This window comes from Burkholderia sp. CCA53, from assembly GCF_001685525.1.
In the GTDB taxonomy this organism is placed as follows: domain Bacteria; phylum Pseudomonadota; class Gammaproteobacteria; order Burkholderiales; family Burkholderiaceae; genus Burkholderia; species Burkholderia multivorans.
Genome location: NZ_BDDJ01000003.1, coordinates 26,838 through 52,799, shown reverse-complemented (window position 1 = coordinate 52,799; position 25,962 = coordinate 26,838). Strand labels below are relative to the sequence as shown.

25 protein-coding genes are annotated in these 25,962 nt (G+C 67.7%); 10 read left to right on the top strand and 15 right to left on the bottom strand.

The window, feature by feature from the left end; translation table 11 throughout:
• Positions 1 to 7: 7 nt before the first annotated feature.
• From BCR55_RS26985 to BCR55_RS26975, 3 genes are read right to left on the bottom strand one after another with little or no spacing between them, the layout of a single operon-like run.
• Entirely contained in the window at positions 8 to 220 is a 213-nt protein-coding gene (locus tag BCR55_RS26985; RefSeq protein ID WP_006399335.1) for a DUF1656 domain-containing protein, read from the bottom strand.
• 34 nt (positions 221 to 254) lie between these two features.
• Positions 255 to 2,387, bottom strand: a complete 2,133-nt coding sequence (locus BCR55_RS26980) for an FUSC family protein (protein ID WP_065496833.1) — start codon at positions 2,385 to 2,387, stop codon at positions 255 to 257.
• Complete coding sequence (locus tag BCR55_RS26975; protein ID WP_006405507.1) at positions 2,384 to 2,863, bottom strand: MarR family winged helix-turn-helix transcriptional regulator; 480 nt, start codon at positions 2,861 to 2,863, stop codon at positions 2,384 to 2,386. The genes BCR55_RS26980 and BCR55_RS26975 overlap by 4 nt, the downstream gene beginning before the upstream one ends.
• A gap of 405 nt (positions 2,864 to 3,268) precedes the next feature.
• On the opposite strand from BCR55_RS26975, the gene BCR55_RS26970 reads away from it, so the two are divergent.
• From BCR55_RS26970 to BCR55_RS26935, 8 genes are all read left to right on the top strand, one after another.
• Positions 3,269 to 4,681: a PLP-dependent aminotransferase family protein gene (locus BCR55_RS26970; protein ID WP_006405505.1), complete on the top strand. Its 1,413-nt coding sequence runs from the start codon at positions 3,269 to 3,271 to the stop codon at positions 4,679 to 4,681.
• Between the two features lie 117 nt (positions 4,682 to 4,798).
• On the top strand, positions 4,799 to 5,770 hold the full coding sequence (eutB, locus tag BCR55_RS26965) for a hydroxyectoine utilization dehydratase EutB (protein WP_065496831.1): 972 nt from the start codon (positions 4,799 to 4,801) through the stop codon (positions 5,768 to 5,770).
• A gap of 1 nt (position 5,771) precedes the next feature.
• Positions 5,772 to 6,776, top strand: a complete 1,005-nt coding sequence (locus tag BCR55_RS26960) for a cyclodeaminase (RefSeq protein ID WP_065496827.1) — start codon at positions 5,772 to 5,774, stop codon at positions 6,774 to 6,776.
• Positions 6,777 to 6,786: 10 nt separating this feature from the next.
• Positions 6,787 to 7,995, top strand: a complete 1,209-nt coding sequence (gene doeA, locus BCR55_RS26955; RefSeq protein WP_006399328.1) for an ectoine hydrolase DoeA — start codon at positions 6,787 to 6,789, stop codon at positions 7,993 to 7,995.
• 4 nt (positions 7,996 to 7,999) lie between these two features.
• Entirely contained in the window at positions 8,000 to 9,040 is a 1,041-nt protein-coding gene (gene doeB, locus BCR55_RS26950; protein ID WP_006405502.1) for a N(2)-acetyl-L-2,4-diaminobutanoate deacetylase DoeB, read from the top strand.
• Between the two features lie 12 nt (positions 9,041 to 9,052).
• Complete coding sequence (locus BCR55_RS26945) at positions 9,053 to 9,523, top strand: Lrp/AsnC family transcriptional regulator (RefSeq protein WP_006405501.1); 471 nt, start codon at positions 9,053 to 9,055, stop codon at positions 9,521 to 9,523.
• 123 nt (positions 9,524 to 9,646) lie between these two features.
• Positions 9,647 to 11,125 carry an NAD-dependent succinate-semialdehyde dehydrogenase gene (locus tag BCR55_RS26940; protein ID WP_065496821.1) on the top strand — a complete coding sequence of 493 codons (1,479 nt, stop codon included), beginning with the start codon at positions 9,647 to 9,649 and terminating at the stop codon, positions 11,123 to 11,125.
• A 19-nt stretch (positions 11,126 to 11,144) separates the two neighbouring features.
• Entirely contained in the window at positions 11,145 to 12,539 is a 1,395-nt protein-coding gene (locus tag BCR55_RS26935; protein ID WP_059936040.1) for an aspartate aminotransferase family protein, read from the top strand.
• 195 nt (positions 12,540 to 12,734) lie between these two features.
• On the opposite strand, the gene BCR55_RS26930 is transcribed toward BCR55_RS26935, so the two are convergent.
• From BCR55_RS26930 to BCR55_RS26890, 8 genes are all read right to left on the bottom strand, one after another.
• The gene (locus BCR55_RS26930) at positions 12,735 to 13,667 is read right to left on the bottom strand and encodes an MBL fold metallo-hydrolase (RefSeq protein WP_065496819.1); all 933 of its coding nucleotides are present in this window, start codon (positions 13,665 to 13,667) and stop codon (positions 12,735 to 12,737) included.
• A gap of 520 nt (positions 13,668 to 14,187) precedes the next feature.
• Entirely contained in the window at positions 14,188 to 14,940 is a 753-nt protein-coding gene (locus BCR55_RS26920) for an SDR family NAD(P)-dependent oxidoreductase (RefSeq protein ID WP_065496817.1), read from the bottom strand.
• Between the two features lie 85 nt (positions 14,941 to 15,025).
• Complete coding sequence (locus BCR55_RS26915; RefSeq protein WP_006405494.1) at positions 15,026 to 15,541, bottom strand: Ohr family peroxiredoxin; 516 nt, start codon at positions 15,539 to 15,541, stop codon at positions 15,026 to 15,028.
• 25 nt (positions 15,542 to 15,566) lie between these two features.
• Positions 15,567 to 16,322, bottom strand: a complete 756-nt coding sequence (locus BCR55_RS26910) for an SDR family oxidoreductase (RefSeq protein ID WP_065496815.1) — start codon at positions 16,320 to 16,322, stop codon at positions 15,567 to 15,569.
• Positions 16,323 to 16,527: 205 nt separating this feature from the next.
• Positions 16,528 to 17,535: a LysR family transcriptional regulator gene (locus tag BCR55_RS26905; RefSeq protein ID WP_006405491.1), complete on the bottom strand. Its 1,008-nt coding sequence runs from the start codon at positions 17,533 to 17,535 to the stop codon at positions 16,528 to 16,530.
• A gap of 107 nt (positions 17,536 to 17,642) precedes the next feature.
• Positions 17,643 to 18,044, bottom strand: coding sequence for a cupin domain-containing protein (locus tag BCR55_RS26900; RefSeq protein WP_053299133.1), 402 nt, complete (start codon positions 18,042 to 18,044; stop codon positions 17,643 to 17,645).
• Positions 18,045 to 18,120: 76 nt separating this feature from the next.
• Complete coding sequence (locus BCR55_RS26895) at positions 18,121 to 18,600, bottom strand: carboxymuconolactone decarboxylase family protein (RefSeq protein ID WP_006399314.1); 480 nt, start codon at positions 18,598 to 18,600, stop codon at positions 18,121 to 18,123.
• A gap of 188 nt (positions 18,601 to 18,788) precedes the next feature.
• Complete coding sequence (locus BCR55_RS26890) at positions 18,789 to 19,673, bottom strand: RNA polymerase sigma-70 factor (protein ID WP_006411389.1); 885 nt, start codon at positions 19,671 to 19,673, stop codon at positions 18,789 to 18,791.
• A 64-nt stretch (positions 19,674 to 19,737) separates the two neighbouring features.
• Here BCR55_RS26890 and BCR55_RS32825 point away from each other — a divergent pair, with 64 nt between their 5' ends.
• A complete protein-coding gene (locus BCR55_RS32825; protein ID WP_139094097.1) occupies positions 19,738 to 20,013 on the top strand; it encodes a hypothetical protein in 276 nt (91 codons plus the stop codon).
• A 66-nt stretch (positions 20,014 to 20,079) separates the two neighbouring features.
• On the opposite strand, the gene BCR55_RS26885 is transcribed toward BCR55_RS32825, so the two are convergent.
• The 4 genes from BCR55_RS26885 to BCR55_RS26870 all read right to left on the bottom strand — a co-directional run bounded on the left by BCR55_RS26885 (position 20,080) and on the right by BCR55_RS26870 (position 24,888).
• On the bottom strand, positions 20,080 to 21,462 hold the full coding sequence (locus BCR55_RS26885) for an MFS transporter (protein ID WP_006411412.1): 1,383 nt from the start codon (positions 21,460 to 21,462) through the stop codon (positions 20,080 to 20,082).
• 170 nt (positions 21,463 to 21,632) lie between these two features.
• Complete coding sequence (locus BCR55_RS26880) at positions 21,633 to 23,333, bottom strand: dihydroxyacetone kinase family protein (RefSeq protein WP_065496814.1); 1,701 nt, start codon at positions 23,331 to 23,333, stop codon at positions 21,633 to 21,635.
• Between the two features lie 221 nt (positions 23,334 to 23,554).
• Positions 23,555 to 24,682: a sigma-54-dependent Fis family transcriptional regulator gene (locus BCR55_RS26875; RefSeq protein WP_083211900.1), complete on the bottom strand. Its 1,128-nt coding sequence runs from the start codon at positions 24,680 to 24,682 to the stop codon at positions 23,555 to 23,557.
• Entirely contained in the window at positions 24,679 to 24,888 is a 210-nt protein-coding gene (locus tag BCR55_RS26870; protein ID WP_065496812.1) for a hypothetical protein, read from the bottom strand. The genes BCR55_RS26875 and BCR55_RS26870 overlap by 4 nt, the downstream gene beginning before the upstream one ends.
• A gap of 91 nt (positions 24,889 to 24,979) precedes the next feature.
• Between BCR55_RS26870 and BCR55_RS26865 the strand changes: the two genes are divergently transcribed.
• Positions 24,980 to 25,933 (top strand): LysR substrate-binding domain-containing protein, encoded by a 954-nt coding sequence (locus BCR55_RS26865; RefSeq protein ID WP_006405482.1) that lies wholly within the window; start codon positions 24,980 to 24,982, stop codon positions 25,931 to 25,933.
• The last annotated feature ends 29 nt before the right edge of the window (positions 25,934 to 25,962 follow it).

Sequence of the window (25,962 nt, the reverse complement as noted above, 5' to 3'; positions counted from 1 at the left end):
GTTCACGTTAGGTAGCCACGAAATGGTGGGACACGATCACGACGGCGGCGAATACGAACACGTAGATGCCGAGATCGAAGATCGAACGGTGCCAGACGAGGCGGTAGAAGCCGATGCGATCGAGCACGGTGCGCACGGCGACGTTGATCAGGTAGGCGATCAGCATCAGCACGAGCGGAGCGGGCACGAACACGCCGAGAATGTCGATTTCGCCGATCATGGTCGCGGTCGGAAAGTCGGGTAGGGAAGCGGCATCATGCCTGCGCTCCGTCGGGCGTTTGCGGCGCGCGCGTGGACGCGGCCGGATACAGCGACAGACGCAGGCCGACGAGCGCATGCAGCGCGTCGCGCAGCCGGCGATGCATGACCGGGATCGCGTGCCCGGCCGGCGGCGCATCGCCGGGCGCGGGTACCGCGCCGGGCAGATTGCGGCCGACCACGCGCCGCAGCGCATCGTCGATCGATTCGAGCAGCGCGGGCGGTACCGGCTGACGCGCGTTCGCCGCGGCGCAGCGCGCGTAGTGGTCGGTTACGCCGGCGAGCACGCGATCGATCGCGTCAGACAGATCGCCGGACAATTTGCGCCGCAGCCGGCGCAGATCGAGCGCGTTCAGCGCGATGCGCAGGTCGCGGAAGCTCTCGATCGACGGATGACGGTGGTCGTCGGAGGCGCCGAGACGCGGCAGCAGTTGCGTCACGCGATCGAGCATGCGCGACGCATGGTTGCGCTGGTCCTCGAGCGGTTGCGTCGAGGCCGAGCGTGCGACGTCCTCCCAGCCCGAGCGCAGCAGCCGCCGCACCGCGAGCTCGGCGCCGAACGGCCGCGTCGCGCGTGTCCACACGTAGGCGAACAGCAGTCCCGCGACGCCTGCAAGGTTGCTGTTCAGAAACACGAAGAAGTCGGCGTCGTAGGCGCCCTGGATGCTGACGAACGTCGCCGTGTTGACCGCGACGAGCATCGTGACCATGTTGAACTGCGGTCGCGGCAGCAGCGTGCCGATCAGGATGAACGGGCCCGCGAACATCAGCACGAGCATCGGGAAATCGTGCACGTGCGGCAGCACGACGAAGAGGTAAAGCCCCGCGAACACGACGCTCGCGGCCGTCGCGAGGAAGAACCGGAACACCATCGGCGCCGGTTCGTCGAGCGCCGCGAAGAAGCTGCACGCGACGGCCACGAGCGTGACGGCGCCGGCACCGTCGTGCCAGCCCGATTCGATCCACAGCCAGCATGCGAACACGATTGCGCCGACGACGGTCAGCGTCGAGAACAGCATCATGCCGCGATCGAAGAAGCGCTCGGTGCCGCCGAGCCGCCAGTGCCGGTAGCGCGGCTGCCACACGCCCGATTCGTTCGCGATCAGCGCGCGCAGCGAACGGCAGTCCTGCCAGATGTCGATCACCTGGCGCAGCCGCCATAGCGCGTTCGACAGCAGCGCGCCGTCCCAGCTCGCGAGTGCCTCGTCGGTCGGCTGCAGCGCCGCGATGCCGGCGCGCAGGCGGTCCGCGACCGGATCGTCGGCCATGTCGCCGTCGGTGCCGGGCTTGATCGTGGGCAGCGGTGCGTCGAACCACGCCGCGGCGTCGGCGAGCAGGGCATCGAGTGCGGGCGGCCGCACGTGCAGGTCGCGCATCAGCGCGATGAGCGGATCGGCAAGCGACGACATCAGCGGCAGGAACAGCTGCATTCGCCCCGCGAGCGCCTGCGCGCGCGACAGCACGCGCGGATGCGCATGGTCGTAGCTCAGTTGGCTCAGCAGGAATTCGAGGCCCGTGATCGTGGTCGCGAGCCGCTGCCGGCAGGCGCTCAATGCCTTGCCGGCGATACGGCCGGACAGCGTTTCGCGCCCGTAGAACGCGGCATCCCTGAACCAGGCGTCGGTGCGCTCGATCAGCGTCGGCGCGAGCCGGTTCGGAAACACCGTGCTGCCGACCACGCTCGCGCAGACGATCCCGAGCACGATCTCTTCGGTGCGCGCGATCGCGACGTCGAACACGCTGGCCGGGTTCGTCACGGTCGGCAGCGCGACGAGCGGCATCGTGTAGCCGGCAAGCATGAACACGTAGCTGCGCGCGGTGCGGTCGGAGATCGCGAGGTAGAGCAGCGTGCCGCACCATGTTGCGACGATGACGCTGAACAGGAGCGGCGTCTCGACGAACGGCGGCACGAAGAAGATCGCCGCCGCCGCGCCGAGTGCGGTGCCGAGCGCGCGATACAGCGCCTTCGAGCGCGTCGCGCCGACGAACGGGTTCGACACGATGTAGACGCTCGCCATCGCCCAGTATGGACGCGGCAGCTGGAAGTACAGGCCGAGATACAGCGCCAGCATCGATGCGGCGAATGTCTTGCCCGAGAACAGCCAGTCGCGAAGGCTCGGGTAGGTCATGACGCGGAAGCGGCGGAGTGCGGCGCGCGCGGCGTCGATGCATGTGCGTCGGCGCCATTGAATGCGGTCAGCACGCGCAGCGTCGCTTCGAGGTCGCTGCGCGAGATCCCCTTGAGCACCTGCGCGCGCAGCACGCGCAGATCTTCCTCCATCTTCTCGGTGACGGCGCGGCCCTCGGCCGTCAGCGAGATCGTTTTCGCGCGACGATCGTGCGGATCTTCGTCGCGGCGCGCGAGGCCGGCCGCGCACAGCTGATCCAGCAGACGCACGAGCGACGGTCCTTCGATGCCGACGTACTCGGCGAGCGTGCCCTGACGCACGCCTTCGCCGAGGCGACCGGCGATCAGCAGCGGCGTCGCGCACGCTTCGGACACGTTGTACGCGGTGAGCATGCTGTCGCTCGCGCGGCGCCACTTGCGCGCGCTGAGCACCAGCAGGCTGCTGACGGCGAGGCGGAGATCGTGCAGATTCGTCATGGGCGAGATGATAGGGCAAAACCATTCGATAGCAAACTATCGTTCGTTGTTACCCGGCTGTCACGTCGTCGTGCGGTTCGGCCGCCCGCAACGACGAATCTAGGCCGCGCGCGACGCACGGTCAAGCGGCGCGATGCCGAGGCTGTGCCTTCGTCCGGTCCGGTGCGCTCAATATTGAATAGTCTGACGTCAGCCGTTCCGCGACACCGCGCTCGGGCACGGCGCGGGCGCCGCGCGTGCGGAGGCCGGACTGTCATCTTTTCGTAAGACATGCGTAGCAGGCACGCGAAGTGCACGCCGCGGTACGGCCCGCAGCGTCCTGCTTTCGCACGCGATTGCACTAGGACAATATTTTTCGGGTGTCTTTCTGAGCGACCATGCGGAAGCAACGACGGAGACATCGAGATGGGACGGACCGAGGTATCGACACGCTGGCACGACGCGATCGGCGCCGTGCATGGCATCGAGTCGAAATACAAGCGGCTCGTGAAAGCGATCGCCGCCGACATCGAGAGCGGCGCGCTTGCGCCCGGCGCACGGCTCGCGCCGCAGCGCGACGTCGCGGCCAGTCTCGGCGTCAGCGTGCAGACCGTGACCAACGCGTACAAGGAGCTCGAAAGGCAGGGCCTGATCCGCTGCGAGGTCGGGCGCGGCAGCTTCGTCGCCGCGCGCGTGACCGAGTCGATGTCGAACTACATGCTCGATACGGCCGAACGCGAGCTCGTCGATTTCTCGATCGCGCGCATCGTGCATACGCCGGAACACGACGCGGCATGGCGGGCCGTCTGCGCGGAGCTGGCCGGCACCGAGGATCAGCCGTGGATCCGCTCGTTCCGGCCGATCGCCGGCCTCGACGCGCATCGCGAAGCCGGCGCCGCCTGGCTCGCGTCGCTGAACATGCCCGTGCACCCGGAATCGTTGCTGATCACGAACGGTGCCGCGCACGGCATTTTTCTCGCGCTCGCGTCGATCGTCGGCCCGGGCGACACCGTGCTCTGCGAAAGCCTGACCGATCATGGCGTGATCGGCTCCGCGAACGTGCTCGGGTTTACGCTGAAGGGGCTCGAGATGGACGAGCACGGGATCCGCCCCGAACACTTCGAGGAAATGTGCGACGGCGAGCGGATCAGCGCGCTCGTTTGCACGCCGACGCTCAACAATCCCACCGTTTCGATGATGTCCGATTCGCGACGCCGGTCGATCGCGCGGATTGCGGCGCGCTACGGCGTGTACGTGATCGAGGACGACGTGTACGGCGCGCTTCCCGCCAAAACCGCCACGCCGATCGCGAGCATGATTCCCGAGCTCGGCTTTTACTGCACGAGCATGACGAAATCGGTGCTGACGGGGTTGCGCACCGGCTACCTGGCCATGCCGCGGCGCCTTGCTCTGCGCGTGGAGAGCGTGCTGCGCGTGAGCAGCTGGATGGCGACGTCGCCGATCGCCGAGATCGCGACGCGCTGGATCGCGGACGGCACCGCGCGCCGGCTCGTCGAGCTGCAGCGGCAACGGCTCGCGGTGCGGCAGGAGATGGTGAAGGCCGCGCTCGGACCGTATCTGCTCGGCGCGCATCCGAACGCGCTGTCGGCGTGGCTGCGCGTGCCCGACTACTGGCAGGCCGATCGCCTCGTGCGCGAATTGCGCACGCGCAAGATCGCGGTCACGTCGCCCGATCCGTTTCTCGTCGGCGGTACCGAGCGGCCGAACGCGGTGCGCGTGTGCATCGGCGCGGAAACCACCGACGCCGCGTGCAATGCGGCGCTCGAGACGATGGCCGGCGTGTTCGAGCAATATCCGCACGTGCACGATTTCCACTGACTTTCCGCTGCAGCGATGCGGCGCCGCACACGAGCGCCGCACAATGTACCAGGACATTCGAAAGCGCAATTTGGAACATTAGACTGGATCGCACCACATCAATGAGGCGTGCGTTCCATGTCCTTCCTGTCGCTGTCCGACGTCTACCGCGCGCGCCAACGCATCGCCGGGCGCACGTGCGTCACGCCGCTCGTCGCGTCCGCTGCGCTGTCGGCGCGCGCCGGCGTTCCCGTCCACCTGAAGCTCGAAACGCTGCAGCCGACGGGCAGCTTCAAGATCCGCGGCGCGACCAACGTGCTCGCGGAACTCGCGGCGCAGCGCGTGACGCGCGTCGTTACCGCATCGACCGGCAACCACGGGCGCGCGGTCGCTCATGCGGCGCGCGCGCTCGGCCTTGAAGCGGCCGTCTGCATGTCGTCGCTCGTGCCGGCGAACAAGGTCGATGCGGTGGCCGCGCTCGGCGCGCGCGTCGCGATCGTCGGCGACAGCCAGGACGACGCGCAGGCGGAGGCGCGACGCCTCGCACGCGACGAAGGCTATGCGTACGTGCCGCCGTTCGACGATCCGCGCATCATCGCGGGCCAGGCGACGATCGGCGTCGAGATTCTCGAAGCGCTGCCCGATGCGGGCACGCTGATCGTCCCGCTGTCCGGCGGCGGGCTGTTCAGCGGCGTCGCATTTGCCGCGAAAGCGATCCGGCCGTCGATTGCGGTGATCGGCGTGTCGATGGCGCGCGGCGCAGCCATGCATGCGAGCCTCGCTGCCGGTCGTCCCGTCGACGTCGAAGAACAGCCGACGCTCGCCGATTCGCTCGGCGGCGGCCTCGGTCTCGACAACCGCTACACGTTCGACCTCACGCGCGCGCTGGCCGACGACGTCGTGCTGCTCGACGAGCGCTCGATCGCACGCGGCATCGCGCACGCGTATCGCGAAGAGCGGCTCGTCGTCGAAGGTGCGGGCGCGGTCGGCATCGCTGCGCTGCTCGACGAAGCCGTTCCGCGCAGCCGGCGCGACGGGCCCATCGTGGTCGTCGTGAGCGGCGCGAACATCGACATGGCCGCGCATCGCCGGCTGATTGCGGAGAACTGATATGGCGCATCCCATCACGCTGCTCGGCCAGACGCAACTGCGCACGCTGGTGCCGCTCGATCTCGACGCGATCGATCAGGTCGAAGCCGCGTTTGTGTCGCTCGCGACGGAGCCCGTCGCGATGCCGCCGATCCTCAATCTCGCGCTGCCTGCGCGTCACGGCGAAGTCGATGTGAAAACCGCCTACTTGCCGCGCTTCGACAGCTTCGCGATCAAGATCAGCCCCGGCTTCTTCGACAACCCGTCGCTCGGCCTGCCGAGCCTGAACGGGCTGATGCTCGTGCTGTCCGCGCGTACCGGCCTGACCGAGGCCGTGCTGCTCGACAACGGCTATCTGACCGCCGTGCGCACCGCCGCCGCGGGCGCGGTCGCCGCGCGTCATCTCGCGCGGGCCGATGCGCGGCGCGTGGCCGTGATCGGCGCCGGCGAACAGGCGCGGCTGCAGCTCGACGCATTGCGGCTCGTGCGCGACGTCGCGCATGTGACGGTCTGGGCGCGCGATGCCACACGTACGGCGCAATTTGCTGCCGACGTGCGCAGCGCGCATGGCATCGAGGCGACCGTCGCGCGATCGGTGCATGCGGCGCTCGCCGATGCCGACATCGCGGTCACCACGACGCCGAGCCGCGAGCCGCTCGTGAATGCCGAGGATCTGCATCCGGGGCTGCACGTGACTGCGATGGGCTCCGATGCCGAATACAAGACCGAACTCGCGCCGTCGATATTCGCGGCCGCGCGCTACGTCTGCGACCGCTTGCAGCAGACCCGTGTGGTCGGCGAGCTGCGGCATGCGATCGCGGCCGGCGCCGTCGCGGCCGACGCGGTCTTTCCCGAACTCGGCGAAGTGATTGCCGGCCGTTGCGCCGGCCGCACGCATCGCGACGAGATCACGATCTGCGACCTGACCGGAACCGGCGCGCAGGACACTGCCATTGCCGTTCTCGCGCTGCAGCGCGCCCGCGCCGCGGGCGCCGGAACGATTTTTCACAACGACCTCACGACCTGAGAGGAGACAGATGTCTGCAGTCATCGAAACCTACGAAGCCGCGCCGCGTCTTGCGTTCGCGCGCAGCGAATACGCTGCGCGCATCGCGAAGACGCGCGCGGCGATGGAGCGGGCCGGCATCGACCTGCTTATCGTCACGGACCCGACCAACATGGGCTGGCTGACCGGCTATGACGGCTGGTCGTTCTACGTACACCAGTGCGTGCTGCTGCCGATGGACGGCGAACCCGTGTGGTTCGGCCGCGGCCAGGACGCGAACGGCGCGAAGCGCACCGTGTTCATGGCGCACGACGACATCGTCGGCTATCCCGATCATTACGTGCAGTCGCCGGATCGCCACCCGATGGACTACTTGTCGACCGAAGTGATTGCGGCGCGCGGCTGGGGCGCATTGCGCATCGGCGTCGAGCTCGACAACTACTACTTCAGCGCGGCCGCGTACGCGTCGCTGCAGAAGCACCTGCCCGCCGCGCGCTGGGTCGACGCGACGGCACTCGTGAACTGGCAGCGCGCGGTGAAGTCGCCGCGCGAGATCGAATACATGCGCGTGGCCGCGCGCATCGTCGAACGGATGCATGCGCATATCGTCGAGACGATCGAGCCGGGCATGAAGAAGAGCGATCTCGTCGCGCAGATCTACGCGACCGGCATCGGCGGCGCCGACGGCTTCGGCGGCGACTATCCGGCGATCGTGCCGCTGCTGCCGACCGGCGCCGACGCAGCCGCGCCGCATCTGACCTGGGACGACACGACGTTCGAGCGCGGCGCCGGCACGTTCTTCGAGATCGCCGGCTGCTACCGCCGCTATCACTGTCCGCTGTCGCGCACGGTCTATCTCGGCAAGCCGCCGGCGCACTTCATCGAGGCCGAGCGCGCGGTAGTCGAAGGGATCGAGGCCGGGCTCGCGGCCGCGAAGCCGGGCAACGTCTGCGAGGACATCGCCAACGCGTTCTTCGCGGTGCTGCGCCGCGCGGGCATCGAGAAGGACAGCCGCTGCGGCTATCCGATCGGCGCGAGCTATCCGCCGGACTGGGGCGAGCGCACGATGAGCCTGCGACCGGGCGACCGCACGGTGCTCGAACCGGGCATGACGTTCCACTTCATGCCGGGGCTGTGGCTCGACGACTGGGGCCTCGAGATCACCGAAAGCATCCTGATCACCGAAACCGGTGTCGAGACGTTCTGCAACACGCCGCGCAAGCTGTTCGTGAAGGAGTAGACCGATGCGTGCTTCACCGATTGTGCCGACCGTCGACTTCGACGCGGACGGCGAACAGCACGGCTTCCTCAAGCTGCCGTACTCGCGCGACGACTCCGCGTGGGGCGCGGTGATGATTCCGGTGACCGTCGTGAAGCGCGGCGACGGGCCGACCGTGCTGCTGACGGGCGGCAATCACGGCGACGAGTACGAAGGACCGGTCGCGCTCGCGAAGCTCGCCGGTTCGCTGAAGGCGTCGGACGTGACGGGCCGCGTGATCATCGTGCCGTTCATGAACTATCCGGCGTTTCGTGCCGGGCGCCGTACGTCGCCGATCGATGCGGGCAACCTGAACCGCAGTTTTCCCGGGCGGCCCGACGGCACCGTGACCGAGAAGATCGCCGATTACTTCCAGCGGCACCTCTTGCCGCTCGCGACGCACGTGCTCGACATCCACGCGGGCGGGCGCACGCTCGACTTCGTGCCGTTCGCGGCGATTCACGTGCTCGACGATCGCGAGCAGGAAGCGCGCTGCGAGCGTGCGATGCGCGCGTTCGGCGCGCCGTATTCGATGCGCATGCTCGAACTCGACAGCGTCGGCCTGTACGACACGGCGGCCGAAGCGGCCGGCAAGGTGTTCGTGTCGACCGAACTCGGCGGCGGCGGCACGTCGACCGCGGCGAGCGTCGCGATCGCCGAGCGCGGCGTGCGCGGATTTCTCGCGCATGCCGGCGTGCTGGCGACGCATCCGAACGAAGACGGCGGCGTCGCGCGCACGGCGCCGCGTACGACGACGCTGCTCGACATGCCCGACGGCGCGTGCTTCACGACGAGCGAGCATCGCGGGCTGCTCGAGATGTGTTGCGACCTCGGCAGCGAAGTGGAGGCCGGCGACGTGCTCGCGCGCGTGCACGACATCGACCGCACCGGCGTCGCACCGGTCGAATACGTCGCAAAGCGGCGCGGGCTGCTGGCCGCGCGGCATTTCCCGGGCCTCGTGCAGGCCGGCGACACGATCGCGGTGGTCGCCGACATCGTCGAGCGCAACATTCCGGTCGCTGCATAGGATGCGCACGCCGTGATCAAGCTCGACCGATACGATCTCGCGATCCTGCGCATTCTCGAACGCGACGGGCGCATCACGAAATCGAAGCTCGCGGAAGCCGTGAACCTGTCGATCTCGCCCGCGTGGGAGCGCGTGCGCAAGCTCGAGGAAAGCGGCGTGATTCGCGGCTACCGGGCCGACGTCGACTGGGTCGGCGCGTTCTCGGGCAGCCGCATCGTCGTCGAGGTGACGCTGTCGCGTCATACCGCGCCCGACATGCGGCGTTTCGAGGAACGCGTGAGCGCGGCGCCCGAGGTTGCGCAATGCTACGCGACGGGCGGCGGCGTCGACTACGTGCTGCAGGTGGTCGCGCGCGACATCGATCACTACCAGCGCTTCATCGATGCGCTGCTGATGGAAGACCTCGGCATCGAGCGCTACTTCACGTACATCGTGACGAAGGTCGTGAAGTGCGAATCCGGCGGCGCGCCGGACTGGCAATGAAAACTTCGCGCCGGCGCGCGGCAATACCGAAAAAACCGCAAGCGCCGGCCGCATAAACCGAAATTTCCGGAGCCGGCGGCACGACAGAATGAAGCTCGTGCCCAACCAACGAGGAGACACAGCATGCTGCCCGGACACCCCGTTCTGTTCAAGTCGATGTGCTATGTCGACGGTCGCTGGATTCACAGCGACAGTGCCGCGACGGTCGCCGTCGTGAATCCGGCCGATCAGGCCGTCATCGGCCACGTGCCGATGCTCGAGCGTGCGCAGATCGTCGCGGCGATCGATGCCGCGCAGCGTGCCTACGAAACGTGGCGCTGGACGCCGCAGGCCGCGCGCAGTGCGGCGCTGCTGCGCTGGCACGCGTTGATCCTGCGCCACCTCGACGACCTCGCCGCGCTGCTCTCGCTCGAGCAGGGCAAGCCGCTCGCCGAGGCGCGCGGCGAGATCCGCTACGCGGCAAGCTTCGTCGAATGGTTTGCGAACGAGGCGAAGCGCGTCGCAGGCCGCACGATACCGACGCATATCGACGGCGCGCAGCTCGGCACCGTGATGGAGCCGGTCGGCGTCGCCGCGTTGATCACGCCGTGGAACTTCCCGGCCGCGATGATCACGCGCAAGGCCGCAGCGGCGATCGCGGTCGGCTGTACGACCGTCGTGAAGCCCGCGCACGAGACGCCGTTCTCGGCGCTTGCCCTTGCGCAGCTGGCCGACGAAGCCGGCTTCCCGGCCGGCGTGTTCAACGTCGTGCTCGGCGAGCCGCAGATGGCGATGGAAACGCTGGTCGGCGATGCGCGCGTGCGGTCGGTGAGCTTCACCGGCTCGACGCGTGTCGGCCGCCTCGTGACCGAAACGGCCGCGCGTGCGGGCATCCGCAAGGTCGCGCTCGAACTCGGCGGCAACGCGCCGTTCATCGTGACCGAGGACGCCGATCTCGATCAGGCGGTGCGAATTGCGGTCGCTGCGAAGTTTCAGACGTCGGGGCAGGACTGCTGCGCGGCGAACCGGATCTTCGTCGCGCGCCCGCTCTACGACGCATTCGTCACGCACTATGCGGATGCCGTGCGCGAACTGAAGACCGGACCGGCGTTCGAGCCGGACGTCGACGTCGGGCCGCTGATGCATCAGGCGGCATTCGACGCCACGGTCGCGCGTGTCGACGACGCGCGTGCGCGCGGCGCGCGCATCGTGGCCGGCGGTCGCCCGCATGCGCTCGGCGGCTGGTTCTACGAACCGACGGTGATCGCGGACGCCGCGTCCGGCATGCGCGTCTACGACGAGGAAAACTTCGCGCCGATCTCGGCCGTATGCGCATTCGACACGCTCGATGAAGTCGTCGCGAAGGCGAACGACACCGAGTACGGGCTCGCCGCGTATGTGTGCGCGACGCGCATCGACACGATTTTCCAGCTCGTGCGCCGGCTCGATTTCGCGATGGTGTCCGTCAACGGCGTGAAATTCACCGGTGCGCCGATTCCGTTCGGCGGCATGAAGGCGTCGGGCCTCGGCCGCGAAGGCGGCATCGAAGGCTTCGAACCGTTCACCGAAACCAAGTACTTCTGTCTCGGCAACCTCGGCCTGCCCGTCGCGGCGGCGGCCTGATCATTCAAAGGAGTTCATCATGACGCAATCCATCGACGCGCTGCTGCGCGAGGACCGTGCCCACTTCATGCATCCGTCGACGCACGCGTACGACCACGAAACCGGCGCGCTGCCCGGCAAGATCGTGCGCGGCGGCCAGGGCATTCGCATCGAGGACCATCAGGGCAAGCGCTATATCGACGCATTCGCCGGCCTGTACTGCGTGAACATCGGCTACGGCCGCACGGAAGTGGCCGACGCGATGTACGAGCAGGCGAAGCAGCTCGCGTACTACCACACGTATGTCGGGCACTCGTCCGACGCGATCATCGAGCTGTCGTCGCGCATCATCGACTGGGCGCCGGCCGGCATGAAGAAGGTCTATTACGGGATGTCGGGTTCCGATGCGAACGAGACGCAGGTCAAGATCGTCTGGTACTACAACAACGTGCTCGGCCGTCCGAACAAGAAGAAGATCATCTCGCGCGAACGCGGCTATCACGGTTCGGGTATCGTGACGGGCAGCCTTACGGGCCTGCCGAGCTTCCATCAGCATTTCGACCTGCCGATCGACCGCGTGAAGCACACCGTTTGTCCGCACTGGTACCGGAAGGCGCCGGTCGGGATGAGCGAAACGCAGTTCGTCGCGTACTGCGTGGACGAGCTCGAGAAGCTGATCGCGCGCGAGGGCGCCGACACGATCGCCGCGTTCATCGCGGAACCGGTGATGGGTACGGGCGGCATCATCGAACCGCCGGCCGGCTACTGGCCGGCGATTCAAGCGGTGCTGCGCAAGCACGACATTCTGTTGATCTCGGACGAGGTCGTCTGCGGGTTCGGGCGCCTCGGCTCGAAGATGGGCGCGCAGCACTTCGGCATCGAGCCGGATCTGATCACCGTCGCGAAGGGGCTGACGAGTGCCTATGCGCCGCTGTCGGGCGTGATCGTCGGCGAGAAGGTGTGGGACGTGATCGCGCGCGGCTCGCAGGAGCACGGGCCGATGGGCCACGGCTGGACGTATTCGGGGCATCCGGTCTGCGCGGCCGCCGCGCTCGCGAACCTCGCGATTCTCGAACGCGAAAACCTCGTCGGCAATGCGGCCGAAGTCGGCGCGTATTTCGGCGCGAAGCTGCGCGACGCGTTCGGTGCGCATCCGCTCGTCGGCGAAGTGCGCAGTGTCGGGATGCTCGCGGCGCTCGAGTTCATGGCCGACAAGGACGCGCGTACGCCGTTCGATCCCGCGCTGAAGATCGGCGCGCAGGTGTCGGCCGCCGCGTTGCAGCGCGGTGTAATCGCGCGCGCGATGCCGCACGGCGACATTCTCGGTTTCGCGCCGCCGCTCGTGATGACGCGTGCGGAGGCCGACGAGATCGTCGCGATCGTGCGGGAAGCCGTCGACGAGGTCGCGGAGCGGAATCTCGCCGTGGCGGGGTAAGCGCGCGATTCGGCTGTGCGCGTTCTCGCTGCGGCAGCGCATAACGGGCGCCGTCGTACGAAAGTACGGCGGCGTTTTTTTTGCGAGTCTCGAAACGCTGCCTGCCGGGGAAGCGCCGCGAATCTCGTGAACGCGCGGCGACCTTTCACCAATTGTCAGTGCAACGTCGCCGGACGCACGATACGCGGGAATCGATCAGTAATCCCACGTCACGGGCACGAAACGAAAGCGATCGCCGTTCTTTGCGATGTGGCCGATGGACGGGAACGCGACATGGGCCGCGGCCAGCATCGCGCCCGTCTCGGCGGCTTCGCGCAGCAGCGCGATCCGCACGTCCACCGACGCTTCGGGATCATGCTCGAAGCCGTTCTGCCAATCGGGATGGTCGAAGTTGACTTCAAAAATCGCATCGCCGACGAAGGTCAGTTTCTCGCCTTTCGATGCGACATCGACGACACAGTGCCCCGGCGTGTGCCCTCCCGTCACGCGCGCCGATACGCCCGCCGCGATGTCGACGCGCTGATCGAACGGCACGATGTTTTCGCGGTAGCGTTCCACAAACTTCGCGGCGGCCTTGCGGAGCGCCGGAGGAACGGTCTCGGGCATCACCGTCTTGCTGAAGTCCGGATCCTTCCAGAACGCGACTTCCTTCGCCGACACGTGAATGCGCACGTCCGGGCGCAGCCGCGCCTTCACACCATCGACATTCAGGCCGCCGACGTGGTCCATGTGCATATGCGTGATCACGATATCGGTAATCGCGGCCAGGTCGATGCCGGCCGACTCCAGGCGCATCATCGACTGACCGGCGCGCGTGAAGTATTCGAAACCGTCGCCGACGCCCGAGTCGATCAGGATCAGGCGTTCGCCGCTGCGCACGAGCGCGATATTCAACGCCCAGTCGAACATGTCGCGTTGCAGGAAGCGACCGTCGAACCATGCGTTGCGGTCCGCTTCGCTCACGTTGGTGGACATGGTGGAGGTCGGCAGCGGCAGAACGCCGTCGCTGATCAGCACGACATCGACGTCGCCGACGCGCACGGCGTAGCGGGAAGGCACGAGCTCGCCCGAACCGCCTCTGCCGAGATTGTCGGTGACGGGTCGCCCATTGTGGATGGTTGCGCTCATATTCAATAGTCCTGTTGATTGAGTGGAGTCATTCGCACCGGGCAGCGCGGTTCACGAGCACGAGTGCGAAGCGTTTGCGCTTCCTTTTTGCTCGTATTCGACCGGGCATGCGAAGCATTCTAGTGAGCGGAGGCGAACGCCAGTAGCGTCGAGAATGCCCACACGATGTTGTTCTAAAGACAACAAGCCACGATGGCGAACGTTGTTCTTGGGCACGCGTTAGAGAACGATGCACGCGTCAGGCTCCCCGTCGGAGGCGTGACGGGTTTCGCCGAGCATATCCAGCAGTTCACGTTCGATCTGACGGCAGATCGGCACCGAGCCGCACGCGATCAACGCGTAAAATTGCCGTCTCGACCAGTAGATGAACTCGGGCAGCGTGTACGCTTTTCGTAGGTGCATGGTGTACGCCTCGCTGCGGGGAAACCATCGGGCGAGCCGAGATTCAGATTGTCAGCCGTGCCATACGGAATCTGAACGGCACTGCATCCGACGCGCGATCGGCGGAAACAACCGCCGCTCACGTGGCGTCGAGCCCGCCGTCGACCGTCACGACCTGGCCCGTCATCCATGCCGCCTGCGGTGAGGTCATTGCGACGATCCAGGCCGCGACGTCCTCGGGCTCGCCGCGCCGGCCGAGCGGGATGCGCTCGCGCTCTTGTGCTTTGATCGCATCGACCTGGGCGGTCGACAGGCTCATCCGCTCCGACAGGAATTCCGTTTCGGTCGGGCCGGCCGCCACCGCGTTGACGCGTACGCCGGCCGGTGCGAGTTCCAGCGCCCAGCAGCGCGTCATATGTTCGAGCGCCGCCTTGCTGGCCGCGTAGTGCGACAGCAGCGCCGCAGCCTTGTGCCCGTACGTGCTCGACACATTGACGATGCTGCCTCGCACGCGGGTCAGATGCGGCAGCGCAGCGCTCGCCAGCAACGACGGCCCGAGCGTGTTGACGGCGAAGATCGCGCTGATCGCTTCGAAGCTGGCCGACGAGAGCGGGAGGATGGCGCCGGCACCCGCGTTGTTGACGAGCACGTCGAGCCGTCCGCAGCGCGCGATCACGGCATCCACGGTGCGAGCCGCATCGGCCGCATTGCCGGCGTCCGCGACGACGTAACTGACGCCGGGCACGCTTTGCGCGATGGCGGCCAGCGCGGCCTCGCGGCGCCCCGTGATGACGACGTGCGCGCCTTCGCGCGCGAACGCGACGGCGGCCGCGAGCCCGATGCCGGCGCCACCGCCGGTGATCAGTACGACTTGCTTGTCGAATGACGGCATGAGTCCCTCATGGAAACGAAGGTGAACGTGGCGCGACGCAGACTTCCGGCACGGAAGAGCGTCGCGCGAGAATGACGACACGCGCTCAGTCTTCGCGCGAATCGTCGGCGGACGCGAGGGCCACGACCTGGGTGATGCCGTCGTGCGCCATCTTGGTGTACGGGCAGAAGCGCTCGGTATTTCGAACGAGTTCTTCCGCGACCGCGCGCTCGACGCCCGGCAACCGAACCCGGATATTGGCATTCAGCATGAACAGACCGTCCATCGGATCGCGGCAGAAGTCGATCGACGCCGACACCGACGCGCTGTCCATCGGTACGGCCGCCTGCGCGGCCAGCAGGCTCAGCGCGCCGTGAAAGCACGCGGCATAGCTCGCGGCAAACAACTGTTCCGGGTTGGGTCCGTCGCCGGGGCCGCCAAGCGCGGGCGGCAGACGCAACGCCAGCTCGAGCTGACCGTCGTCCGAGCGGGCGATGCCCGATGCGCGGCCATGCGCCGCGGCGCCGCCCGTCACGGTCACCGTGGCCGAATACAGCGTCTGGGGCTCGCGTCCGCGATACTTGTCGAGCAGCGATAGCGGCGGTGGGCGCAACGGAGTCATGGCACGCGCGATCGTCGGTATTCGCTCAGCTTGCCGCGCGGTTCTGCGCGAACCATGCGTCGAACGTGGTGGCGCCGAGATGCGCGCCGGGCCCCGGCACGAGCGTATCGTCCTGCACCGTCGCGCCGAAGTAGCCAGCCGCCGGGTCGCGGATCACCGTGCGTGCGTCGTGCGTGACGGACAGAAAGTGCTGAACGAGGTCGGCGATCGCCACGCGGTCCGGACCGCCGATTTCGACGATGCCGTTCAGCGGTGCACCGAGCGTGAAATTGGTGACGGCCGAGGCGACGTCGTCCGACGCGATCGGCTGGAAGTGGGCGGTCGTCAGCCGGATCCGTTCGCCGTCGGTACCCGATTGAGCGATCGCGCCGAGGAACTCGAAGAACTGTGTCGAGCGCACGATAGTAAACGGTATGCCCGACTCCCGGATCAGGTTCTCCTGGATGATCTTGCCGCGAAAGTACGGGCTTTGATGGAGACGATCGGTTCCGACCACCGACAACGCGACGTGATGGCGCACGCCAGCCGCGTGCTCGGCTTCGAACAGATTGCGCCCGGACACCTCGAAGAAGGCCTTCACGGCCGCCTCCTCGAACGACGGCGCGTTCGCGAGATCGACCACCACGTCCGCACCCGCCAGCGCGTCGCGCAGTCCTTCGCCGGTGATCGTATTGACGCCCGTCGCAGGCGCCGCCGCGACGGCTTCGCGGCCGCGCGCGCCGAGATACTTGACGACCTTTCTGCCGATGAGCCCGGTCCCACCAATGACGACGATCTTCACGAATGTTCTCCTTGAACGAGCGTGCGCGTCGCGCGCCGCTGCGTGTTACCGAATCCGGCGTGCGTCGCGTGGTCGCGACGACGCCTGTCTGTTGCCGAACGGCGTACGCATCGAATTGCGCGCCGTTCGAACAGTGCGCATGGTAGGCACGGACCGTTCGGCCCGATAGGGCACCACAGGCCCCTACAGTGTTGTCGCGCATGCATCAATCGACCGCCTCGAACGTCGTCGTCATCGTGGTCATCGTCGTCGGGCACTGCAGGTCGCGTGCGCGCGTCTGCTCGATCATGTAGTCGATAAATGCGCGGATGCGTGTCGGCAGGTGCTTTCGGCTCAGGTAGCACAGGTAATGGCCGCCATCGTCCGGCGCATGCTGGCCGAGGCAGCTCACCAGCTGCCCGTCGGCCAGCAGGTCGCAAACCTGGTAGGCGGGCAGCTGGGCGATGCCGAGCCCGTCGAGCACGGCACGCACGACGAGATCCATGTCGTTGAACGTGTGATGCGCGGCGAGCTGCGCCTGCTGCGCGAGCCCGTCGACCTTGAATTCCCATTCCTTCACGCGGCCCGACGCGGTGCGCAGATTGATGCATCGATGTTGCGCGAGTTCGTTGACGTGGCGCGGCAAGCCGTATCGATGCGCGTATGCCGGCGACGCGCACACGATCATCTGCATCGGAATCAACTGGCGCGCGACGATCGCGCTGTCCTCCATGCGCCCGTCGCGAAACGCGACATCGATGCGATCCGCGGAGAAGTCGACCGGCCGGTCGTTGAGCAGCAGCTCGAGCGAGATGTCCGGGTACCGCGCGTGGAAGTCGCGCAGCAGCGGTGCGATGACCTTGCGGCCGAAGCCGGGCGTCGAGCCGATCCGCAGGTGGCCGCTGGGCGGGCCGCTGCGCAGTTCGCGCATGTCCTCGAGCGCCTGCGCGAGATGGTCGATGCCCGGGCGGCAGTTCTCGTAGAACAGTTCGCCCTCGCGCGTGAGCGACATGCTGCGCGTCGTGCGCTGGAACAGCCGCGTATCGAGCCGGTCCTCGAGCCGCTGCACGTGGCGGCTGACCGACGAGCGGCCGACGCCGAGGCGGTCGGCCGCGCGGGCGAAGCTCCCTTCGGTGACAACGGCAAGAAAGGTGACGACGCCCGCATAGCAGCTCGAGAAGCTGCGGGCAAACGGATCGTCGGCGTCAGTGCGGCGGATGGAGGTGTCGGACATGGGGGCGCGAAAGTCGTGGTTCCGTATTCGACAAGACGTTTCGGCTCCGCCGCCTGTGACACCGTCGGTCCATTTTTTTTTCGGGGAAGCGGGAGGTCATGTCCGGTTCACTTTTCCGGCACGAGCACGGGCGCACCCTTGTCCTTCAACAACAGCACGATGAACTTTGCGGATTGCGTCAGGCTCGCGTTGCGGCCGACCGTGTGCAGGTCGCCCGGCGCTTCGTAGAACGTCTGGCCCGGCTTCAGCGTGACGGACTGCCCGCCCTTCACCTGCATCACGATCGAGCCCTCGACGACGTACACGAACGCGTGCGCGTAGTGGCGGTGGACGGGATCGCCCGCGCCGGGCGGGTACTCGACCGAAATCATCTCGGCTTCCTTGCCCGGATAGTCGTCGAGCGGCTTCGTCATCAGCGGCGCGACAATCGCCGAGGGTGCCGCCTGCGCGCCGGCGGCCATCACGCCGCCCAAAAGCGCGAGCAGCAGCGCGTGTTTCATGCGGATCATCTGGGGATTCCTGTGAGCCGCCGGCCGCAGTCGGACGGCGGCGATAAAAGGATGGACGAAACGGCAGGCCCGAGGCTCAGGCGAGATTCGCCTTGTCGAGGCCGAAGGCCTTGTCCGACGAACCGGGCACGGTCCGGAACGCCACGTTCGCGCGGTTCCAGCCGTTGATGGCCATCACCTCGAACGTTAGATCCGACAATTCCTTTTCGGATAGCTGGCCGCGCACGCGGTCGTAGACGTCGTCCGGGACGCCGTGTTCACCGAGTTTCGTCAGCGCCTCGGTCCATGCGAGCGCCGCTCGCTCGCGCGGCGAGAAAAGCGTCGATTCGCGCCATGTCGCGAGATGGTGCACGCGCAGTTCGCGCTCGCCATGAAGGCGGGCCTCCTTTACGTGCATGTCGAGGCAAAAGGCACAGCCGTTCATCTGCGACGCCCGGATCGACACCAGGTCGCGGATCGATTCCTCGATCGTGCTGCTGCGCAGCAGGTTGCTGAGCTCGATAAATTTCTTGAACAGTTCAGGCGATTGCTGAACGTAGTTGAGACGCTGCGTCATGACGGCTCCTGGCGATGAAGAGGGGGATCACCCGCGCTGCGCGGGTGCCGCGAGCGGCAGTGAGCCGCGCGAAGTCATCTTAGGAGTGCGCCGCCGGGTGCGGAAGGTACGGGAAGGGACGCATCGTGTTGCGTCGGCTGCATCAATCGGCGCAGGGTGGCCCACGCCCGATCGCCGATCGTCCGCCGTCACGCGGCGGGGTGGACGGCCGCGATGCGCGCCAGTTTGTCCGGATTGCGCTGCACGAGGATCCGGACAATGCGCGTGCCGTCCGTCTCGAACGCCATTGCCGATTCAAGCTGTCCGACGATGAAGCGCAGCATGGCCCACTGACCGTTCAGCACCACCGGCCGCATCTCGACACCGCTGCCGTAGCGCAGCCACGCCGCGTAGAACAGCTGAGCGATACGCCGGCCGCCGAGCATCGGCTTCGGGAAGCTCTGCACCTTGCCGCCGCCGTCGCCGATCAGCATTGCATCTTCGGCGAGCAGCGCCTGGATCGACGGGAAGTCGCCTTGCGCGGCAGCTCGCGAGAACGTCTGCAGCAACTGGAGGTGCGTCGCGCGCGGGACGGCTCGGCCCGGCCGGCGCTCGTCGCGCAGTTGCGCCCGCGCCCGGCTGACCAGCTGTCGGCAGGCCGCTTCGGTCTTGCCGATCACCTTCGCGATTTGCTCGTAGTCGACGTCGAAGATTTCGTGGAGAAGGAAGGCCGCACGCGCCTCGGGCGTCAGTCGTTCGAGCAGCATCAGAAACGCGACCGATACGTCGTTCGCGCGCTCCGTCAATTCTTCCGGCGTCGCGGGCGAATCTCCGAGTTCCGGTTCCGGCAGCCAAATGCCGGGGTATTGCTCGCGCCGGCTCTTGGCCGTCCGCAGTCGGTCGATCGACAGCCGCGTCGTCACCGTGACAAGCCACGCCTCGGCGTTCTCGATCGCCTCGCCCGTCGCCTCGTGCCAGCGCAGCCACACGTCCTGCACGATGTCCTCGGCATCCGCGACGGAGCCGAGCATGCGGTACGCGATCTTCTGCAGGCGCGGGCGAAGCGCGTCGAAGGTCAGCGCGTCGTCATTCATGTGACACCTTGCAGTCGCATATGCGCCGACGCGTCGGCGCGCGAGCGGCGAGCCGATTCATCAAATGGACGTGAGCCTGCAACGGGAACGGCGAGCGCATGTCGGTGGACGGGCCAAGGATCCGGATCGGCCGCTGTCTGCGGCCAAATGCGAAGTGAAAAAGGAATTCGGTGCACGTCTTGCAGTCATGCCGACGGTGGCTTCTACCGAGGCATTTTCGGTCAAGGTAGAGAGCCTTCGTCGTGATGCGCAATGCGGGACTGGCCAAGTGTACAACGGGCTCGGAGGTCGCGGAGAGGGCGTTTGTTGTCACATCGATGCCGCCCGCGATGAACCCTGAAACGACGAACCCGGCCGCAGCCGGGTTCGGTTCATCGTCACCGACGCACGCTCGCGTCGCAGCACCTCAACGTGCCTGTCCCGGCACCGTATCGCCGCGCAACGAACATCCGCGCGTCTCGATCACGGCGACCAGCGCCACCAGACCGACCGCGCACGCGGCCATCATGTAATAGGCGGGAATCAGCGCATTGCCGGTTCGCGCGATCAGCCAGTCGTTGACGATCGGCGCGGTGCCGCCGAACAGCGACGTCGACACGTTGTAGGCGATCGCCATGCCCGCGTAGCGGACGTGCGTCGGGAACATCGCCGGAAACATCGCGGAAATCGTCGCGAGTTGCGGTACGTAGAGCACGCCGAGCACCGCGAAGCCGATGAACGCACCGAGCACGCCATGCGTCATCAACGTAAACATCGGCACGGCGGCGACGAACAGGCCGACGAGCGAGATCCACCACATCGTCTTGCGGCCGACGCGATCCGACAGCCAGCCCGCGAACGGCAGCAGCACCATCATCGCGAGCATCCCGATCAGCGGGATCAGCAGCGACATGTTCTCGCTGACGCCGAGCTCCTTGTGCATGTACGTCGGCATATAGGCGAGCAGCACGTAGTTGACGACGTTCAGCGCGACGACGAGCCCGCCGAGCAGCAGCAACGGCCGCGCATAGCGAACCAGCAGGCGGCCGATCGGCATCGCGGCCGGCGCGGCCTGTTCGCGGCGGTGCGCCTGCTCCTCGAGTTCGCGAAACACCGGCGTTTCTTCCAGACGCGAGCGCAAATAGAAGCCGACGAGACCGAGCGGCGCCGCGACGAGGAACGGCAGGCGCCAGCCCCAGGCATGCATCGCCGTGTCGCCGAGCAGCAGCGCGAAGCCGAGCATCAGCAGCGCGCCGAGCGAGAAGCCGGCCAGCGTCGCGAATTCGAGAAAGCTGCCGCACAGCCCGCGCCGCGAGTCGGGCGCGTATTCGGCGATGAACGTCGCTGCGCCGCCGTATTCGCCGCCGGTCGAAAAACCCTGCACCATGCGCAGCAGGATCAGCGCGGCCGGGGCGAGCCAACCGGCCGTCGCGTAGGTCGGCAGGAGGCCGACGAGCAGCGTCGCGCCCGACATCGTGAGCACGGTCAGCGCAAGCACGCGCTTGCGGCCGAGCCGGTCGCCGAGCGGGCCCCAGAACAGGCCGCCGAGCGGGCGGATCAGGAACGAAATCGCAAACGTGCCGAGCGCGAACAGCGTCGCACTGGCCGTGTTGCCGGGAAACAGCGCAGCGGAAATATACGCGAGTCCGTACGCGTATATGCCGTAATCGAACCATTCGGTCGCGTTACCGAGCGCGGCGGCCGCGATCGCGACGCGCGGCAGGCTGTGCGGCTCGTCGCCGCGATGGGAAACCGTATCGTCCGGGACGGACGGCGCGGAGACGGAAGTCCACGATGGCACGTATCGCATAAGGGATCCTCGTTGGCAGCATGCGCCCGGGCGGGCGCCGACGAGGTTCAAAGTAATCCCGCCAATTTGCCATGCCCGATGTCATAGGACGATGTCGGGATTGGGGTTTTCCCCGTGCCGAAGACCCGCGCGGGCCGCTCGCCGGCGACCCGCGGCCATGAGACGCCGCGTTATCGGACGTGCGGCAGCAGCGCGCGCAGCCAGTACGCGACGGCGACCGCGCCGCCGTCGGGCGTGCCGATCGCGCGTTCGCCGAGGTAGCTCGCACGGCCGGCGCGCGGCGTCATGCGCGCGGTGTCCTGCGCACCGCGTTCGGCGGCGTCGACGGCGGCCGCCCACGCGCCGGCGCTGTCGCGGCCGTCGTCGAGTGCACGGTCGAACGCGGCGGCGGCCGGCACCAGCGCGTCGAGCATCGTTCTGTCGCCGGCACGGGCGCCGCCGAGCTCGGCGATCGCATCGACCGCGCTGCGCAATGCCGCGGCCCAGTCGCGTGCCGACGGCTGCGCGACGCCGGCGAGGCGCCGCGATGCGCGCAGCAGCGCGGTCGCGTAGAACGGGCCCGAGCTGCCCGCGATCGCGCGGCGCAGTGCGGCGCCGAGCGCGGCGAGCGCATCGGCCGGCGTCGCATACGCGGCTTCGGGCAACGCGAGCATCGCGTCGGCGGCACGATGCATGCTTGCGCCGAGGTCGCCGTCGCCGGCGGCGGCATCGAGCTCGGTCAGCGTCGCTTCGTGGTCGATCAGCGTGTGCGCGACCGCGTGCAGCGCCGGGCGCAGCCGCTCGGCCCACGCGCGGCCCGCCGCGTCGAGCGGCGGCGGCGACGGTTCCTGCGGTGCCGCGGCGGCGACGCGGATCTGCGCGTTGACGGCGCCGCCGCCGGGCCACGCGCGCGCCTGCGTCGGTGCGTCGAGCAGCGCCGCCCGTTCGTCGTTGAGCCGCAGCACCGAGATCGAACAGCCGGGCATGTTCAGCGCCGACAGGAACGTGCCGGCCCACGCGCGCTCGACCGCGATGCCGCGACGGCTCAGGTTTTCGTAGGCGGCGCGCAGCACGATCGCAAGCTCCATATCGGGCGTCGCGCCGAGACCGTTGACGAGCAGCGCGACGCGTTCGCCGCGGTCGAGCACGAGGTCGGCGACGATCGCCGACAGCAGCGTGTCGGCGAGCGCGTCGGCCGGCAGCGGCGCCGTGCGTTCGACGCCTTTTTCTCCGTGAATGCCGAGACCTAGCTCGATTTCGTCGTCGGCGAGACTGAATCCGGACTGGTCGGCGCCCGGCAGCGTGCAGCCGTCGAGCGCGACGCCCATCGTGCCGAGATCGGCGGCCGCATCGCGCGCGATCGCCGCGACGCGCGGCAGCGACAGCCCGCGCGCGGCCGCCGCGCCCGCGAGTTTGTGGATCAGCACGGTGCCCGCGATGCCGCGCCGCTGCGCGCGCTCGACGCGGCCGCGCAGCGATACGTCGTCCGCGACGATCACGGTCTCGACCGGAATGCCTTCCGCGCGCGCGAGTTCGGCTGCCAGACCGAAGTTGAGCCGGTCGCCGGTGTAGTTCTTCACGACGAGCAGCGCGCCGTTCGGGCCCGCTGTCGCGCGGATCGCGGCGAGTACCGCGTCGGTGGACGGCGACGTGAACACTTCGCCGCACACGGCCGCACTCAGCATTCCGTCGCCGACATAGCCGCCGTGCGCAGGCTCGTGCCCGCTGCCGCCGCCCGACAGCACTGCGACCGTGCGCTGCGACGGTTCGGGCAGCGGGCGGCGGACGAGCACGTGCTCGTCGCCGAGCATCGCGAGATGCGGCGACTGTCGCGCGATGCCTTCGAGCATTTCACGCACGACGTCGGACGGACGGTTCACGAGTTTTTTCATGGCGACGGTTTCCGGGCAGATGAAAGCCCGCGGGCCGAACCGATCCGGCGCCTCGGGCTGTCGGGTTGCGGGAATGCGCGCGCCGTGGCGGCGGTGGCGTGGGGCAGTGCCATGGATGTCGCCGGCGCGCGCTTCGGTGCCACGATACATCAGGTCGGCACGCCGCTCCACGAGCGGCGTGCGCGAGCGGATTCGCGCCGGCGTCGGGTAGCGAAGCGCGGCTACTTCAACGCGGCGATCTCGTTTGCGCGGATCAATCTCGCGCGTAGCACGTTGCGGCTGATGCCGAGCAAGCGCGCGGCCTGAAGCTGATTGCGGTGACTGAACTCGAACGCGACACGCATCACGGTGTCTTCGATGCGTTCGTACAGTCGGCCGTGACCTTCGTCGAACAGCGCGCGCAGCGCGGCTTCGAGTGCGGCCTGCGCGCCCGCACACGGCTCGTCTCGATGTGGTGCCGCAGCGGCCGTGCCGGCCGAGGCGAACGTCAGGTCGGCGTGCTGCAGCGTCTCGTGGCGGCTCACGAGCAACGCATGATGGATGACGTTTTCCAGCTCGCGGACGTTGCCGGGCCAGTCATACGATTCGAGCGCGCGTGCGGCGCGCGCGTCGATGCTGCGCGGCCCGTAGCCGAGACGGCGGCGGTAGTCGTCGACGAAATGGCGCGCGAGCGGCAGGATGTCGGCCGGCCGCTCGCGCAGCGGCGGCACCGCGAGTTGCACGACGGCGAGCCGGTAAAAGAGGTCGCCGCGGAAATGGCCGGCCGCAACCGCCTGCTGCAGATCGACGTTCGTCGCGGCGACGACGCGCACGTCGATCGGAATGCCGGCCCGCGCGCCGACGCGCACGACTTCGCGCTCCTGCAGCACGCGCAATAGCTTGACCTGCATCGGCAGCGGCAGGTCGCCGATCTCGTCGAGAAACAGCGTGCCGCCGTCGGCGGTTTCGAACCAGCCGGCCTTCGCGCCGAACGCGCCGGTAAACGCGCCTTTCTCGTGACCGAACAATTCGCTTTCGACGAGCGTCGTCGACAACGCGCCGCAGTTCACCGCGACGAACGGGCCGTCGCGACGACGGCTCGCCTGGTGCAGGCGACGCGCGACCAGCTCCTTGCCGGTGCCCGTTTCGCCGACGATCAGCACGTTCGCGTCGCTCGGTGCGACCGCGCGGATCCGCTCGAGCAGCGCGTGCGAGCGCGGATCGGCGAATACGCCGGCGTTCGCGCGGATCGACGAAGCGGACGCCGGCGCGCCCGTGTGTGACGGCTCGGCGGTAGCGGAATCGGCGTCGCGGTCGGCGGCGGCGAGGTCCGCACCGCTCGGCCATGAGTCGGAGAGAAAACGGTTCATGAATCGAAACGCGTCGTTGAACGGAAGGGCGCACGCCAGCGCGCATTGCTGCCGCGGTGCTGCCCGAGCAGCAAAGTGTCGATCGTTTCGCGCCGCACGGGAAACATCGATTTCTGATAAGCAAAGTCGCGAGCTTGCGCAGCGGCGCGGGCGTGCCGATGCGGTTCGAAGCGTTGCTTTCGCTGCTGCGACGCTTGCAGCGCCAACGCCGCGCCGCAAAGTCGGCCGCGCGCCACGCGAAAGACCGTCGTCGACGTTCTGTCAGAATACGCGCGTCATCCCCTGTCCGATCGCGGAATGGAACTCAGACAACTACGTTATTTTCTCAGCGTCGTCGAACACGGCAGCATGGGCAAGGCCGCGCTGGAACTCGGCGTGGTGACCTCGGCGCTGAGTCAGCAGATCAGCCGACTCGAAGGCGAACTGTCCACGCGTTTGCTACAGCGCACGTCGGGCGGCGTCATTCCGACCGACGCAGGGCTGGCGTTCTGGCGTCAGGCGCAACTCGCGCTGCGTCATATCGACGACGCGGCGCTCGCCGCGCGCTCGGCGCGTCTGTCCGGCCATGTCAGCGTCGGCATGGCGCCGAGCACGGCGAGCGTGCTCGGCGTGGCGTTCATGCAGGCAATGCGCGCGCGCTATCCCGATGTGCGGCTCCATCTCGTCGAAAGTCTGTCCGGTCACCTCGCATCGATGCTGAGTGCGCGCCAGATCGATCTTGCCGTGCTGTTTCGCGAAGAGTCCGCGCAACGCTGGAGCGTGCAGCCGCTGCTCGACGAGCGGCTGTTCCTGATCGGCGCGGCCGATCTTGACGGGATGCCGACACGCGGGTCGATCCGGCTGACCGATCTCGGCAAGCTGCCGCTCATTCTGCCCAGCGGTACGCACGGGCTGCGTTCGCTGCTTTCATCGGCGTTCAAGCGCGCCGAATACGAGCCGAACATCGTCGCCGAAGTCGACGGCCTCGCGCTGCTGATGGACATCGTCCGCACCGGCATCGGGGCGACCATACAGCCGGGCGCAGCACTCGCCAGACGCGAGAACGCGACGCTGACGAGCGTGCCCGTCGCGGAGAAATACGCGAGGCGGCCCAACCTGATCGCAAGCATTTCCGATGACGAACTGTCTCCGGCCGGGCTCGCCGCGCGCGTGGTCCTTGCCGATGTCGCGCGTCAACTCGTGCACGAAGGCCGCTGGCCCGGTGCACGGCTGCGCGAAACCGACTCTTCACAAAAAGTGAAGACCCGTTGACGGCCGCCTGATAGCGCAGCGGGCACGCG